This is a genomic window from Mesorhizobium sp. CA5 (assembly GCF_020165105.1).
GTDB lineage: Bacteria > Pseudomonadota > Alphaproteobacteria > Rhizobiales > Rhizobiaceae > Mesorhizobium.
On the sequence record NZ_JAIUHJ010000011.1, the window covers coordinates 68,148 to 82,635 of the forward strand.

At 63.5% G+C, this 14,488-nt stretch carries 14 protein-coding genes; 10 read left to right on the forward strand and 4 right to left on the reverse strand.

Going from position 1 to position 14,488, the window contains the following annotated elements:
• Positions 1 to 11: 11 nt before the first annotated feature.
• From LB529_RS16170 to LB529_RS16195, 6 genes are all read left to right on the forward strand, one after another.
• Positions 12 to 314 carry an HPr family phosphocarrier protein gene (locus LB529_RS16170; RefSeq protein ID WP_095766133.1) on the forward strand — a complete coding sequence of 101 codons (303 nt, stop codon included), beginning with the start codon at positions 12 to 14 and terminating at the stop codon, positions 312 to 314.
• 41 nt (positions 315 to 355) lie between these two features.
• On the forward strand, positions 356 to 1,930 hold the full coding sequence (gene ptsP, locus LB529_RS16175) for a phosphoenolpyruvate--protein phosphotransferase (RefSeq protein ID WP_224711628.1): 1,575 nt from the start codon (positions 356 to 358) through the stop codon (positions 1,928 to 1,930).
• 7 nt (positions 1,931 to 1,937) lie between these two features.
• A complete protein-coding gene (locus LB529_RS16180; RefSeq protein WP_224711629.1) occupies positions 1,938 to 2,369 on the forward strand; it encodes a hypothetical protein in 432 nt (143 codons plus the stop codon).
• 78 nt (positions 2,370 to 2,447) lie between these two features.
• Positions 2,448 to 3,434, forward strand: a complete 987-nt coding sequence (gene dhaK / locus LB529_RS16185; RefSeq protein ID WP_224711630.1) for a dihydroxyacetone kinase subunit DhaK — start codon at positions 2,448 to 2,450, stop codon at positions 3,432 to 3,434.
• A 266-nt stretch (positions 3,435 to 3,700) separates the two neighbouring features.
• Positions 3,701 to 4,726, forward strand: a complete 1,026-nt coding sequence (locus LB529_RS16190; RefSeq protein WP_224711631.1) for a nucleotidyltransferase family protein — start codon at positions 3,701 to 3,703, stop codon at positions 4,724 to 4,726.
• Between the two features lie 7 nt (positions 4,727 to 4,733).
• Positions 4,734 to 5,717 (forward strand): formyltransferase family protein, encoded by a 984-nt coding sequence (locus tag LB529_RS16195; RefSeq protein WP_224711632.1) that lies wholly within the window; start codon positions 4,734 to 4,736, stop codon positions 5,715 to 5,717.
• A gap of 7 nt (positions 5,718 to 5,724) precedes the next feature.
• Here the strand turns inward: LB529_RS16195 and LB529_RS16200 are convergent, their stop codons facing one another.
• The 3 genes from LB529_RS16200 to LB529_RS16210 are packed head-to-tail and all read right to left on the reverse strand — an operon-like array spanning position 5,725 to position 7,420.
• Entirely contained in the window at positions 5,725 to 6,705 is a 981-nt protein-coding gene (locus tag LB529_RS16200; protein WP_224711633.1) for a serine kinase, read from the reverse strand.
• A complete protein-coding gene (locus tag LB529_RS16205; RefSeq protein WP_140845630.1) occupies positions 6,702 to 7,133 on the reverse strand; it encodes a lasso peptide biosynthesis B2 protein in 432 nt (143 codons plus the stop codon). The genes LB529_RS16200 and LB529_RS16205 overlap by 4 nt, the downstream gene beginning before the upstream one ends.
• On the reverse strand, positions 7,133 to 7,420 hold the full coding sequence (locus LB529_RS16210) for a PqqD family protein (protein WP_224603896.1): 288 nt from the start codon (positions 7,418 to 7,420) through the stop codon (positions 7,133 to 7,135). The genes LB529_RS16205 and LB529_RS16210 overlap by 1 nt, the downstream gene beginning before the upstream one ends.
• Before the next feature lie 230 nt (positions 7,421 to 7,650).
• Between LB529_RS16210 and LB529_RS16215 the strand changes: the two genes are divergently transcribed.
• From LB529_RS16215 to LB529_RS16230, 4 genes are all read left to right on the forward strand, one after another.
• The gene (locus tag LB529_RS16215; RefSeq protein ID WP_224711634.1) at positions 7,651 to 8,328 is read left to right on the forward strand and encodes an outer membrane protein; all 678 of its coding nucleotides are present in this window, start codon (positions 7,651 to 7,653) and stop codon (positions 8,326 to 8,328) included.
• Between the two features lie 514 nt (positions 8,329 to 8,842).
• On the forward strand, positions 8,843 to 10,750 hold the full coding sequence (locus tag LB529_RS16220; RefSeq protein WP_224711635.1) for a propionyl-CoA synthetase: 1,908 nt from the start codon (positions 8,843 to 8,845) through the stop codon (positions 10,748 to 10,750).
• 121 nt (positions 10,751 to 10,871) lie between these two features.
• Positions 10,872 to 11,171 carry a hypothetical protein gene (locus LB529_RS16225; RefSeq protein WP_224711636.1) on the forward strand — a complete coding sequence of 100 codons (300 nt, stop codon included), beginning with the start codon at positions 10,872 to 10,874 and terminating at the stop codon, positions 11,169 to 11,171.
• 150 nt (positions 11,172 to 11,321) lie between these two features.
• Positions 11,322 to 12,035 (forward strand): metallophosphoesterase, encoded by a 714-nt coding sequence (locus tag LB529_RS16230; protein WP_224527072.1) that lies wholly within the window; start codon positions 11,322 to 11,324, stop codon positions 12,033 to 12,035.
• A 63-nt stretch (positions 12,036 to 12,098) separates the two neighbouring features.
• Here the strand turns inward: LB529_RS16230 and LB529_RS16235 are convergent, their stop codons facing one another.
• On the reverse strand, positions 12,099 to 14,480 hold the full coding sequence (locus tag LB529_RS16235; RefSeq protein ID WP_224711637.1) for a polysaccharide biosynthesis tyrosine autokinase: 2,382 nt from the start codon (positions 14,478 to 14,480) through the stop codon (positions 12,099 to 12,101).
• Positions 14,481 to 14,488: the final 8 nt, after the last annotated feature.

Genomic DNA, 14,488 nt, shown 5'->3' on the forward strand with positions numbered 1-14,488 from the left:
GAACCGACTGAATGTCCGCATCCGCCGAAGCAACGGTCCTGATAACCCACGCGGTGGGACTGCACGCGCGCCCTTCGGTGAAGTTCACCAAGCTTGCCAAGTCGTTCGCGGCCGAGGTGGAAGTGGCGGTGGCGGCCAACGGCCCCTGGTTCGACGCCAAGAGCATCGTCAAGGTGATGGCGGCCAAGGCGCCGAAAGGGACCATGCTGCATATCCGAGCCAAGGGCGATGGCGCGACCCAGGCGGTGAAAGCACTGGTCGATCTGGTGCAGCGTGACTTCGACGAGGACGCGGATCATGCCCGGTCCGCTTGAGACCGATCTGAATGTCGCCAGGCCCGCAAGGAATGCGAGCCATGCGGGTTGAGGGTAGCCCCGCCTCACCCGGCTACGCCGAAGGCCCGCTGTTCGACCTCGACCAGCCTCCGGCCAGCTACAAGGCCAAGGCGAGCGCCGAGGAAGAACAAGCGGCATTGGTGAGCGCAATCGGCAAGGCCGTCGGCCGGCTGGCGGCGCTGGTCGAAACAGCCAATGGCGACGCCGCCGGCATCCTCGAATTCCACATCGCCATGTTGGAGGACGACGCATTGAGCGGTCCGGCCTTGGCGGCGATCGGCTCCGGGCAGCCCGCGGACGCCGCCTGGCGCGCAGTGCTGGACAGCGAGATCGCCGGCTACGAAGCGTCGGATCAGGACTATTTCCGCGCCCGCGCCGCGGATTTGCGTGACATCCGCGACCAGGTGCTGCGCGCGCTGAGCGAGGACAGCGAGGCCGCGGCGCCCCCGGGCGCGATCCTCTACGGCGAGGACATCGCGCCGACGCGCTTCCTCGAAACCGATTGGAGCGAGGGCGGCGGCATCGCGCTCAAGCGCGGCAGCACCGCCAGTCATGTCGCGATGCTGGCGCGCTCGCGCGGCGTGCCGATGGTCGTCGGTCTTGGCGACGAGGCTGAAACGCTCACCGGTGTCGCGCTGCTCGATGCCGAACGCGGCGCGATCATTTTCTCGCCGTCGCCGGCCGAAATCGAAGCCTTCCGGCAATCCGCCTCCTCCTTCTCTGACCGGCTGGGCGCGGCGAAGACATTCCTGACTGAGCCGGCGGTGACCAAGGCCGGCACCGCCGTGCGCGTACAGGTGAACATCGCCTATCCTTCGGATGTCGACGGCATCGATATCGCCACCTGTGACGGTGTCGGCCTGATGCGGACCGAATTCCTGTTCGGCAAAACGCTGCCGGACGAGGAGACGCAATACCGTGCCTACCGCATGGTGCTGGAATGGGCCGGCGACAAGCCGGTGACCATTCGCACCGTCGATGCCGGCGGCGACAAGCCGGTGCCGGGTTTCACCATCGAGGAAACCAACCCGTTTCTCGGTCTGCGCGGCATAAGACTTTCGCTGGCGCGGCGCGATATCTTCCGCGTGCAGATCCGGGCATTGCTGCGCGCTGCCATCCACGGCAATCTGAAGGTGATGTTCCCGATGATCGCCACGCCCGAGGAGTACAGCCACGCCGCCGCGCTGTTCGCGGAAGAACAAGCCGCGCTTGCCGCGCAGGGCGTCGCGCACCGGCTTCCGCCACTTGGCATCATGGTCGAGGTGCCGTCCGTCGCGCTGACGCCGGAGGATTTCGCCGATGTCGCCTTCTTCTCGATCGGCTCCAACGACCTGACGCAATATGTGATGGCGGCGGCGCGGGACAATGCGGCGGTCGCGCATCTCAACTCCGTCTGCAACCCGGCGGTGATGCGGCTGATCGCTTCGGTCGCGGCCTTCGGGCAGGAGAAGGGCATTCCGGTCAGCCTTTGCGGCGATGCGGGCGGCGATCCGGCCGCTATCCCGGCGCTGCTCGAGGCGGGTCTGCGCGACCTGTCGGTCGCCCCTGCGCAACTCGCCATGGCCAAGGCGGCCATCGCGGATGTTCCAGTGTAGACGCGGCATGGCCAGGACCGAGAAGATATCGGAAACAGGCTCGGAGGAGGCGATCCGCGCCTACAAGACGATCCTGTCGCAGGTGATCGACCAGCGCCCGTCGGGCATGCGCCAGCGTCTTGCCGACGCGCTCGGCAAGCACCGCAGCTTCGTCACGCAGATCTCCAGCCCGACCTATTCGATCCCGATCCCGTCAAGGCATTTGCCGGCCATCTTTTCCGTCTGCCACTTCAGCCAGACCGAGCGCGACCAGTTCATGGCCGCCTATCACCAGGCGCATCCCGGCAAGGCGCCCGCGGCCTCCGGGCCGCGCAAGACACGCCATGTCTCACTCATCGTGCCGGATTTCGGCGACGACAGGCAGAACGCCGCGCTCGACCGGGCGATCAACGAATTCATCCAGAAGATAACCAGCATCGCCGGCAAGGGCAGCGGCTAAAGCAAAGCAATTCCCGGAAAGTCTGTAGCGGTTTTCCGTTCGGGATTGCGTAAACTAAAGACAGTCGGGAGGACTGCCATGAAAAAATTTATCAATTCGGTGGACACGGTCCTGGCCGAAAGCCTCGATGGCTTTGCGGCCGCTCATGCCGACATACTCGTGCTTGGCGACGACCACAAATTCATCCGCCGCAGGGCGTTGAAGCCAGGCAAGGTGGCGCTGATCTCGGGCGGCGGATCCGGCCACGAGCCGCTGCATGGCGGCTTTGTCGGCCACGGCATGCTGGACGCCGCCTGCCCCGGCCAGGTCTTCACCTCGCCCACGCCCGACCAGATGCTCGCGGCCGTCCAGGACGTCGACACCGGCGCCGGCTGCCTGTTCATCGTCAAGAACTACGAAGGCGATGTGATGAATTTCGACATGGCGGCCGAGATGGCGGACGGCGTGCTGCAGGTGGTGACCAATGACGACGTCGCGGTCGAGAACTCGTCCTACACGACCGGACGGCGCGGCGTCGCCGGCACGCTGGTGGTGGAAAAGATCGTCGGCGCCGCCGCCGAGCAGGGCATAGCCCTGCCCGACCTCAAGGCGCTGGGCGACCGCGTCAACGCCGCGACACGCTCGATGGGCGTGGCTCTGACCAGCGGCACGGTGCCCGCCGCTGGCAAGCCGACCTTCGTGATAGGCGACGTGGAGATGGAATTCGGCGTCGGCATCCATGGCGAGCCCGGCCGTCGGCGCGACACGCTGAAGAGCGCCGACGCCATCGCCGAGGAGGTTTGCGCCGCGATTGCCGGCGACTTCGGCGATCGCGCCAAAGGGCCGGCACTGCTGTTCGTCAACGGCTTCGGCGGCACGCCGTCGATGGAGCTCTATCTGATGTACAACAGCGCCCGCAGGGTGTTCGAGAGGCAGGGCGTGACGGTGGTCCGCTCGCTCGTCGGGTCCTATGTGACCTCGCTCGACATGGCGGGATGCTCGATCACGCTGACCATGCTGGACGACGAAACGTCAGCACTTTGGGACGCGCCGGTACACACAGCAGCGCTGCGCTGGGGGATATAGCCGGCTTCAGCCAAGACCGAAGCCCGACGCCTCAAAGCGTCTTTGACGCCACGGCCACCACGCTGGAGAGTTTTCCAGCCTTGCGCAGCAACGGCGCCTCATATTTCTTCTTCGTCATTTCCAACACCCTCCGGATCAATCCACAGAATGGACGATCCGCGCGGAAAGTCAAACTCACAAGCCGGCTTTGCCGCCGCGCACTGGTTTCCAGTGTGCTTTTCTGTAAGCATGGGCTTGTTCCTATCATTCGAACGCCGTCCGGGTTGATGCTGCCTTCTCTTGCGCCTGCCGATGAAAAACTGCTGCTGACCTTCGCCGACCCAGAGGCATCGGCCGCCATTGGCGATGGCACTGCGGCCGCAACCTTGCTGGCGCTGCTCGCCAACGCTGAGTTCCACGGCGTGCTGCCGATCATGCTGCGCAAACTCAGGGAGATCGGTGACGCCCGACTGCCGCAGGACGCAACCCTGCAGCGGAGACTGTCGGAGTTGCGCGACGAGGCGACGATGGCGACCGGCCAATCGATGCTGCTGCAGTACCATGGCGACCGCATCATGAAAGCGCTGGCGGCAAAGGGCGTGCCGGCCCGGATCGTTAAGGGGCCGGTGTTCGCGCGCAAGCTTTACAGCCAGGTTGCGGACCGTCCCTTCACCGACATCGACATTCTCGTCGACCCCGCCAGCATCGAGGCGGCCAACAAGACCATCGGCGAATGCGGCTTCGAGCTCGGCAGTGACGAGGCCGCGTCGCATGAACTGCAGGAATTCAAATGGCTGGAGAAAGAGAACTCCAGCCTGCTGATCGAATTGCATGGCAATCTGGTGCACGACACCGGCATGCGCAGACGACTGTCGCTTGGCTTCCGCGAGTTGCAGGCGATCGACGGCGGCGAAACCGACACGCCGGCCGCGCTGCTCACCATCGCCATCGTGCATGCCGCCGGCGGCCACAAGTTCCACCGCCTGCAGCTCTGCGTCGACGTGCTGCAGGCGGTGCGGGCGCTGAAATCGTCTCAAGAGGAAGCGCGGCTGCTCGATGCCGCCTGCATGACCGGCATCGAGCTCGAGCTGGCCACAGTCCTCAACGTCACCGGACGCCTGTTCGACGCGCCGCGCGCGATCGAGCTTGCCGACCGCATCAAGCCGGACCTCTCGATACGGTTGGCGAAATGGCTGATCACCGGCAACATGCTGCTTCGGGTCAATTCCCGCGAAAAGCTGCGCTCGCGCCTCAGCCGCGATGCCTTCCGCTGGGTGCAGAGGCTGGCGCGGCCGCGACCGTATCCAGTCTGAGCTCGGCATGGAGAACCCGCTCTCGGCCGTATTCATCACCGAGATTTCGTCCGTCACTGCGCCCATGCTTGCGCGCTGGGCAGATAACGGCCATCGCGTTGCTGCCGTGGTCGTGCCGGGCCCACTTGCCGGCAAGCGCTTCAGCTTCAGTGCCGTGCGCCGCCGCCTGCGGCGGCGGTTTGCGTTGAGGTCTCATCTCGGCCACGCCATGCCCCCATTGATCGAATTCAGCCCGCCCCATGACTGGGATGCGCTTGGGCCGCGGCTCAGCGCGGCCCGCGCCGATCTTTTGATCTGTTTCGGATACGGCAAACTGATCCCGCAAACCGTGCTGGAGCTGTTTCCGAAGGGCGGCCTCAACCTGCATCCCGCGCTTCTGCCGCACTATCGCGGCCCGCATCCAATGCACCGGCTAATTATCGACCAGATGCATGAAGCCCATGGCGGCGTGACCTTGCACAAGATGACATCCGGCTTCGATGCGGGCGATATCCTGGCGCAGGTTAGCTTTGCAGCAGAGGATTGGCGTTCGGCCGCAACGGTGAACCAGGCCCTGGCCAACGCAATGGCTGTGCTCGCGACGGATGTTGCGCCTGAGTTTTGCAGGGGCAGGCTTGCCGGAATGCCCCAGCCGGATGGGGCCTATGTCTGGGCGCGCATCGAGCGCGGCCCGTTTATCGTCGGCAAACAATTTTCAAGCGAGCATGTCGCGCGGCTATGCCGGATCGTCGGGTCGAGTGTTCCGGTCAGTGTCCTGATCAATGGCAGACCGGTCCGGCTCGCTCAGCCGATCCGCCGCCTGGGACCACCCAGCGGCGAAGCCGCGAAATGCCGACGGGGACTTGTGGAATTCGACTGCGCCGACGCGCGCGTCGTGCATCTGGTCTACAACAAGCTGTCCCGGCTGTTCTTGCGTTGGCAGTCAAAACCTCGCCACCGCGGTCGAGAGCAGCCATCCCTCGACATCCGGCGTTTCGGCGCGAAGGACTGAGCACGCGTCAACTTGGCAGCGCAGCCTGGATCAACTCCGCCGCCTCGGCCGGACTTGCCCCGACTTCCAGCGTGAAGGTCGGCACCGCCTTCACCAGCGTCGCGATCGTCGCCATGCGCCTTTTCTGCAGCGACAGCAGGCCGGTCATGCCGGTCCTTACATTGTCGGTGGCCAAAGCCACCATGGCGTCTGTCCTGGCCATCGGCCGCAGCCGAGTCACGGCGTCTGCCGAGCGTGCAAGGTGCAGGAGCGCCGCGACGGGCCTGGCGCGCACATCTTCGACACGGATGATTTCGCCAAGGCGGTCCAGCGAAACGGATTGCTCATCCTCGGCGTCCCACTTCTCGCCCAGGCAGGGCGCAACGAAGGGCAGCATCGCCGCCGTGTTGCGGTGGACCTTCACCTTGCGCGGCATGCCCCAGGCCGCGATGCCCTGCGCGCTTGCGTTGAGGATCATCACGTCGTCCGAGCAGAGGCCGAAGCCCCGCGAGGCAAGCGCGAGCGATGTGGTGGACTTGCCCGTGCCGCTTGGCGCATGAATGAGAACCAGGCTGTCCTTTCCAGGCAAGGTAAGACCCGCGGTGTGCAGCATATGCTGGCCGTCCGCATCGAGCGCTGCATCCAGCACCATCATCAGCAGGGTCCATTTGATCTTGCTGTCCGGATGAAGACGGATTTCGGCCCGGCCCTCGCCGTCGTGGATCGATAGCGTCTGCTGGCCCGGAAAGACGAGATGGAAGACGCTTCCGGCGTCGATCATGCGGCAATGGCCGTCCAGCGGCACGTCGCCGTCGAAAGCCAGCTTTCCTTTGGGGTTCTCGTGCAACTCAAGCGTTTCGACAATGTTGACGCGAAAACCGGGCTGGACAGGCTCGTTCACACGCAGGGCGCCGAGCATCAGGTCGAAGCTCGGCCACAGATCAGCGCGCGCGGCGGTGATGCCTATGACCTGGCCGTTGAGATCATAGCGGAAAGTCTGCTCGCTCAAGCGGCTGGCGCCTTCATGCTGGCCGGGTGGCGGTAGATCTCCACCATGCCGGGCTGGCTGTCGCTGACCACCGGCTTGCCGTCGAGGCAGACCCAGCAATGCGCCGACAGGCGAGGCTCGTGCATCGACCTGGCGTCGACGCCGAAACGCAGCTCTGGTTTAAGACCGGCCATGCGCAGAAAGCGGAAGCCGAGCAGACCTTCGCGAAGGCATCTGCGGTCGCGCATCAGCCAGGGGCGTCGCACCGTCCGCTTGACGCGATGGACGATGTAGGTCCAGGGCAAGTCCCGATAGGGTGCGGGCGACTGCAGCGGCGCCAGTTTCAACACGCTTTCGAAATCGCGCCGGCCGACCAGCACCGGCATCAGCCGGGCGCTGAGCCACAAATGGACGCGGAACAGGGCGCGCAGGACCGGTCCGTCGGCCATCACGCGTCCGGGTCAGCGAGGATGCCTTCAGCCACCAGCTCGGCGGCCAATTCGGCCATATCCTGATCGAGCGTTGCCTTGTCGACCTCGAATTCCTCCGACAGCAGATCGACGATCTGGTCGAGCTTGCGCGCGCCGTTCACCTTGTCGAGAAAAGCCTCGGTCGTGTCGTTGCAGGTGTAAAGCTGGCCGCTGCGCGCCAAAAGCACGACCGCGCCATCGCCGACATGCTGCACGGACGCATCGTCCGCCATGCGCAGCACCGTTCCAGAGCCGATTTCAGCCATGCGCCCTCCAGTCCAGCAAGAATGCCGCAGAGCAAGTAGCGCGACAAGGCAGTGCTGTCCATTGCTGCATGGTGCCGTCAGGAGTTGGCAGCCTGTGCGGATGCATCGGACAGCTTGTGGCAATCCGGCAACAATCCTGACCAAATCGCGACAAAAAGGTGTTCTTTCGATGACCAAAAAGCGATGGCTATGGTATTCGACGTTGGCATTCTTCGGATTTGGGGGCATCTATGAAAAGGCTCATCCTTTCTTCAACTTTCCTGGTGGGGTTTGCTCACACTTCGTTTGCTGCCGACGTCTTCGCGCCGCAAGATACTGCCGTCTATAATTGGTCGGGTATTTATGTCGGCGCTGATGCCGGTTATGGCTGGGGCAATTCCACCCAAGATTTCGACGGCATCGACTACAACGTACCGCTCGATCCGAAGGGCTGGCTCGGCGGTTTATATGCCGGCTACAACTATCAGCTTTCGAACGGCGTCGTTCTGGGCGTCGAAGGCGACTTCAATTTTTCGAATATCGACTCGAAGGGCGTTCGCGGTATCAGTGCTGGTGTGAACGATCCAACCTTCAGTTATGGATCCGACCTCAAGTGGACTGGCTCGCTACGCGGGCGGCTTGGCTATGCAGCAGGCCAATTCCTGCCTTTTGTGACAGGCGGGCTGGCCGTCGGCCGCTACGAGAACTTCCAAACAGCCGCAGGAGTTCCCTACTCTCATACCAATACCTTCACCGGCTGGACCTTAGGCGCCGGTGTGGACTATGCGATGACCGAGCATGTAGTGTTGCGGGTCGAGTATCGTTACACAGACTTCGGCGATAAGCACATCGTCGACCCAGTCTGGACGGACTGGAATGTTGACCTATCCACCAACGACGTTCGGATCGGCATCGCCTACAAGTTCTGAGGATCCACAACATGTGACGCCACTTATTGCTGCGTATTTCGCAATCAAAAAAGGGAAGCCTGCTGGGCTCAGCCAAGCTGGCTTTTGTCTTTTGACGGAATCGACGGAGTGCGACTTCAGCGTCTCTATGGCCGCAAAACGACAATCATCGAATGGTTGTCTAGCTGACCAAAAGCGGGGATTGCATTTCTTTCCTTAAATAAGCTGTGAAGTCGCCGGGGTTTTTGGGGAGATAGTGCCATGCGTTACAATTGGGATCGGGCTCCGACGACTTTCGAGCGTCATCGCAAGGCATTGGCGGCCGCCATTCTGATCGCCGGCGGCGTCGGGCTGATGCTGGCGGCACTGCCGCTCTAAGCCGGCTTTCAATCCGCGACCGGCAGAACGGCGCTCCAAGCGAAATGCCGCTGGGGAACTTTGACAAGAAACGTCGATCAAAATGCAGGGAGACATGGCCGCGAGAAGCGGCTTAGGCTATGGCCAGACGACGGAATGTTCCTGGGGAGGAAAGTCGATGGCCTCACGCTACCGCGAAGTCTATGAGAGCTGGAAACGCGACCCCGTGGGGTTCTGGGCCGAGGCGGCCAAGGCGATCGACTGGTATAGGCCGGCCGAAAGTGTCTTCGATCCAAAAGCCGGCGTTTATGGCCGCTGGTTCGTCGGCGCCAGCTGCAACACCTGCTTCAACGCCATCGACCGCCATGTGGCGGGCGGCCGCGCCGACCAACTGGCGCTGATCCACGACAGCGCGATCACCGGCACGGTGCGGAAATTCACCTATGCAGAGCTAAAGCGCGAGGTCGTCGCGTTGGCGTCGGTGCTGAGGCATCGCGGCATCGGCAAGGGCGACCGCGTCATCATCTACATGCCGATGGTGGCGGAAGCCGCTATCGCCATGCTTGCCTGCGCGAGGCTGGGCGCTGTGCACTCGGTGGTGTTCGGCGGCTTCGCCTCGCACGAGCTCGCCACCCGCATCGACGACGCCAAGCCGAAGCTGATCATCACCGCCTCCTGCGGCCTGGAGCCAGGCCGCGTCGTCGCCTACAAGCCGCTGCTCGACAAGGCGATCGAGATATCGAAGCACAAGCCGGACGCCTGCCTCATCCTGCAGCGCGAGCAGCTGCGCTGCGAGATGAAGGACAATTACGACTTCGACTATGCCGATGCGGTTGCGCGCGAACGCGCCGCCGGCGCCAATGTCGACTGCGTGCCGGTTTTAGCCACCGACCCGCTCTACATCATCTACACCTCCGGCACCACGGGCCAGCCGAAAGGCATCGTGCGCGACAATGGCGGCCACATGGTCGCGCTGAAATGGACCATGGACAACGAGTTCGGCGTCAAGCCGGGCGAGGTGTTCTGGGCGGCTTCCGATGTCGGCTGGGTGGTCGGCCATTCCTATATCGTCTACGGACCGCTTCTGCATGGCTGCACGAGCGTGCTGTTCGAGGGAAAGCCGATCGGCACGCCGGATGCCGGCACCTACTGGCGGGTGATCTCGCAGCATGGCGTGGTGGCGCTGTTCACCGCGCCGACCGCGTTCCGCGCCATCAAGGGGCAGGATCCCAAGGGCGAGTTCGTGCCGAAATACGACCTGTCGAAGTTCCGCACGCTGTTCCTTGCCGGCGAGCGCGCCGATCCCGAAACGATCAAATGGGCGGAGCAGAAGCTCGACCGTCCCGTCATCGACCATTGGTGGCAGACCGAGACCGGCTCGCCGATGACGATCAATCCGGCGGGGCTCGGGCTGTTACCGGTGAAATACGGCTCGCCCGGGGTGCCGATGCCGGGCTACGACATTCGCATCCTCGACGATGCCGGCCACGAGGTGGCGCGCGGCACGCTCGGCAATGTCGTGGTCAAGCTGCCGCTGCCCGCCGGCTGCCTGCCGACGCTGTGGAACGCCGACGCCCGTTTCCGCCAGGCTTACCTCGAGGAGTTCCCCGGCTACTACAAGACGGCCGACGCCGGCATAATGGACGAGGACGGCTACCTCTATGTGATGGCCCGCACCGATGACATTATCAACGTCGCCGGCCACCGGCTCTCGACCGGCGCCATGGAAGAGGTGCTGGCGGCTCATCCCGATGTCGCCGAATGCGCGGTCATTGGCATTGCCGATGCCATGAAGGGCCAGGTGCCGCTCGGCTTCGTGGTGCTCAATGCCGGCGTGTCGCGCGATAGCGGCACGATCGAAAGTGAGGTTGTCGGGCTGGTGCGCGAGCGGATCGGCCCGATTGCGGCCTTCAAGACCGTGGTGACGATCAAGCGGCTGCCCAAGACCCGCTCCGGCAAGATCCTGCGCGGCACGATGCAGAAGATCGCCGACAAGGAGGAATGGACCATGCCGGCGACGATCGACGATCCGGCGATCCTGGACGAGATCACGGCGGCGCTGAAGGGACGCGGCATCGGGGTGTAGTCGCCGGCAGACGACCGCGGTAAGGATCAATTTACCAATTTGCACCGCACTGCAATCGCTTATTGTGCAGCGCAGCAATAAACTTTAAAGTTTGCGTGGGGGGCCATACCGAAGGCACGGCATGGCCCAGCACAAGACGACATTCGGCGGTGTCGACATACTGCGATTGCCGGCCGCCGTCATGGTGATGTTCTATCACTATATGGCGGCTGTCGCGCTGATGGCATTGTCGCTGCGCCTCGACCTTTCCTGGCCCGGCTGGCGGCGGATCGGGCCGATGACCTATCCGCTCTATCTCATCCATGATGTCGTCGGCGCGGCCATGATCGCGGTGAGCTGGCTGATCGCGACCGAGGCCGAGCCGCGCATCTGGCTGCTCTTGGACCACACGCTGTTCCGCTATCGGTTGAAGGCCGCCTGACGACGCGACTGCCGATCGCGCGCCGGTGTGGAATTGTTTGCATTCGGCATGATATCGAGGCGCAGATCAGTGCAAGTAGCCGAGCCTCAATCCGTGAATCTTTTCCAACGATCGAGACGCCCTCGACCCGCGCCACGCGAGCGCCTCGTCATGGACATGCGCGACATGGTCGTCTACGCAATCGGCGACGTGCATGGCTGCCACGACGAACTGCGCGCGCTGGAGCAAAAGATCCAGATCGATGCGCAGCGCTTCAGCGGTCGCAAGATCATCATCATGCTGGGCGACTATATCGACCGCGGGCCGCATTCGCGGCGCGTGATCGACCATCTGATGGCGCCGCCGCCGAAGGGCTTCCAGCGCATCTGCCTCGTGGGAAATCATGAAGTCGCGCTGCTCCTCTATCTGGACGGTCATCTCTCGCGTGAAACCTGGCTCGGCTATGGCGGCCGCGAAACCCTGTTCTCCTACGGCGTTGACCCTGACCGGCTGATAAGCCTCTACGGTTCGAGCGAGCAGGCGGATGCGCGCATACGCGAGGCCATTCCAGCCAGCCATGTCGACTTCCTGCGCACGCTGCCGGCGATGGTCTGCTCCGAGCATTTCGTCTTCGTGCATGCCGGCATCCGTCCCGGCGTCGCGCTCGAGGCGCAGGACGAGGGCGATCTGCTCAACATCCGCGAGGAGTTCTTCCAGGCGGCGCACCGCCTCGACCGCTGGGTGGTGCACGGACACACGATCGTGGATGTTCCGTCACTCGACGGACGCCGGCTCGACATCGACACCGGCGCCTTTCAAACGGGACGACTGACGGCGCTCAGGATCGTCGGCAAATACGGCCGGCTGCTGTCTTCGCGGGATTAAGGACGGTTCACGCTCCTAGGCTGAACCGCCCCCGATCTCTGTCTTTCCGAACGGAAACACCCCTCAGGCGGCCTGCTTGGGGCGCTGCTCCGATTTTTCCAGATAGTAGCTCGAATAGCGGTCGAAGAACCTCTCCGAGCCGCCGAGCGAGCCGTATTTCGCCAGCTTCTTCAGATCGACCTTGTTGAGCACCGCGCCGATCACCTTATTGGCGATATAGGGCTCGGATTCCAGCATCGAGCGCACCATGTTGCGCGGCGTGCGGCCCCATTCGGTGACCAGCACAAAGCCGTCGACCAGCGGCGCGAAGGCCTTGGCGTCGACGACGGGTCCGAGCGGCGGCAGGTCGACGATGATGTATTCGAACGTCTCCTTGGCGTTTTCGACGAAGCGCCGCATGCCGGCCGAACCCAGAAGCTCGCTGGTGTGCGAGAATTGGCCGCGCAGCACGGCGGGAATGATCGCCAGCTTGGTCTGGCGGTCGACCTTGCCGACGGACTGCCAGCTCTGGCCGTTGACTACCGCTTCCATCAGGCCCTGCTCGGCCTCCATGCCGAGGCTGCGGCTCAGGCCCGGATTGCGCAGGTCGCCGTCGATGAGCAAGGTCTTGGCACCGTTGGCCGCGAGCAGGCCGGCGAGGTTCGCGGCCACTGTCGACTTGCCTTCCCCAGGCAGCACCGAAATGACGCCGATGACCCGGCTGCTGCGGTCTTCCATCACCACGTCGAAGGCGATCTTGGCGTTGCGCAGCGTCTCGGCGAACATCGAAGCCGGAGCGTCGATGCTGACGCGCATGCGCGCCCGTCTCTCAGCCGCGGAGAGGCTGGCCACCTTGCCGTCGGCCGGCAGGTCGTCGGCTTTGGTATCCTTGGCCTTGCCGCCGCCGATCGTCGGCAGATAGCCGAGGAATTTCAGGCCGACGCGGTCGCGAACGTCCTCGCCCGTCCTGAAGAAACGCTCGTTGAACTCGTTGAGGCCGCCGAAGCCGGCGCCAAGCATCAGGCCGAGCACCAGCGAGAGCGCCAGCACGCGCAAGGTGCGCGGGCTGGAAGCCGCGAGCGGCATCGTCGCGTCGGAAATGATGCGGACCTTGCCGACCGGGAAGGATTGCTGCTGCGAAGCTTCCTCATAGCGGCTGAGGAAGGTCTGATAGAGCGTGGTGAGCGCCTGTGCCTGCTGATCGAGCTCCTTGAGCTTCACCTGCGACTGGTTGTCGATCGAGCTCTTGCCGGCGGCGGTGGAAATCTTGTCGCGCAAAGCCGTTTCGCGCGCCTGCGCCACCTCGAAATCGTTGCGGTAGCTTTCGGTGAGCTGTTTCAACTGGCCGAAGATCTGCGCCGAGACATCGGCCTTTTCCTTGGCCAGCGCGACCGCTTGCGGGTGATCCTTGCCGAAATTCGTCTCGACATCCTGCAGGCGCTTGGCAATGGCCAGATAGCGGGTCTTGAGCGCGATGATGACCGAGCTGCTCGGCTGGTCGGCGCCGATGGCCGAATCGTTAAAGGCGCTTTCGGAACCGCTTTCGACGATCGCCTTGTATTGCTGATAACGGGCGCTGGCTCTGGCGGTATCGGCCTGGGCGACGATGAGCTGTGCGTTGAGATCGGCGAGCTGCTTGTCGCTCAGGAGCTGGCCGTCGCTGTTGGCAGACAATCCATGTTCGGCCCTGAACTTCTCGACGGCCAGGGCTGCCCGCTGAGAGCTCTCACGCAACTCCGTGAGCCGGCCCTGCAGCCACAAGGCCGCGCGCTCGGTGGCGTCGAAGCTGGCGTTGAGCTGGTCGGCCAGATAGGCGTCGGCATAGGCCTTGGTGATGGCCGTGGCGAGTGCCGGATTTGTCGACTGATAACCGATGCTGATGACGTTGGCACGGCCGACGCGATCCGCCATCAACCCGGTCTGCAGCATGAGAACCGCGTAATCGTGGGTCGCGGTCTTGATCATGGCTTCGCGCGTCGCGGCGTCGACATTCTCGATGCCGGGGAGCTCGTTTGCCGAGCTGCCGCGGAAATAGCCGACAATACTGCGCAGGAACCCCACACCTTTGGCCAAAGCCGACTGCGGCGGGCTCATGAAGTCCGGGTTTTGATCGAGCTTCAGCTTGTCGACCACCACAGACGCCAGCCGTGCCGAGTTGAGAACCTCTATCTGGCTGAGAATCGTCGCGTCCGTTTGTACCGTGGCGCTCGCAGCCGAGATGTCGTCGACGACCTTGTTCAGCCCTTCATCGATCAAAACGCTGGCGACCGCCGTATACTGCTTGGGCGTAGTCTGCAGATAGATGACGCCCAGGCACAGACCGATAATGGCGCAGACCGCCACCACCTTGGCCTGTCGGGCGGCCATGCCAAGCAGACGCTCGATATCGATGAAGTCTTCACCCTTTTCCGGATCGGTGCTGGGCAACGGCATCCTCTTGTCGAGGGGGAAGGTGGCATAGTTCATTTTCGGTC

Coding starts and splice junctions, on each gene's coding strand:
- LB529_RS16170 (WP_095766133.1), top strand. CDS start 12: ATGTCCGCATCCGCCGAAGCAACGGTCCTGATAACCCACGCGGTGGGA.
- ptsP (WP_224711628.1), top strand. CDS start 356: ATGCGGGTTGAGGGTAGCCCCGCCTCACCCGGCTACGCCGAAGGCCCG.
- LB529_RS16180 (WP_224711629.1), top strand. CDS start 1,938: ATGGCCAGGACCGAGAAGATATCGGAAACAGGCTCGGAGGAGGCGATC.
- dhaK (WP_224711630.1), top strand. CDS start 2,448: ATGAAAAAATTTATCAATTCGGTGGACACGGTCCTGGCCGAAAGCCTC.
- LB529_RS16190 (WP_224711631.1), top strand. CDS start 3,701: ATGCTGCCTTCTCTTGCGCCTGCCGATGAAAAACTGCTGCTGACCTTC.
- LB529_RS16195 (WP_224711632.1), top strand. CDS start 4,734: ATGGAGAACCCGCTCTCGGCCGTATTCATCACCGAGATTTCGTCCGTC.
- LB529_RS16205 (WP_140845630.1), bottom strand. CDS start 7,133: ATGGCCGACGGACCGGTCCTGCGCGCCCTGTTCCGCGTCCATTTGTGG.
- LB529_RS16210 (WP_224603896.1), bottom strand. CDS start 7,420: ATGGCTGAAATCGGCTCTGGAACGGTGCTGCGCATGGCGGACGATGCG.
- LB529_RS16215 (WP_224711634.1), top strand. CDS start 7,651: ATGAAAAGGCTCATCCTTTCTTCAACTTTCCTGGTGGGGTTTGCTCAC.
- LB529_RS16220 (WP_224711635.1), top strand. CDS start 8,843: ATGGCCTCACGCTACCGCGAAGTCTATGAGAGCTGGAAACGCGACCCC.
- LB529_RS16225 (WP_224711636.1), top strand. CDS start 10,872: ATGGCCCAGCACAAGACGACATTCGGCGGTGTCGACATACTGCGATTG.
- LB529_RS16230 (WP_224527072.1), top strand. CDS start 11,322: ATGGACATGCGCGACATGGTCGTCTACGCAATCGGCGACGTGCATGGC.
- LB529_RS16235 (WP_224711637.1), bottom strand. CDS start 14,480: ATGAACTATGCCACCTTCCCCCTCGACAAGAGGATGCCGTTGCCCAGC.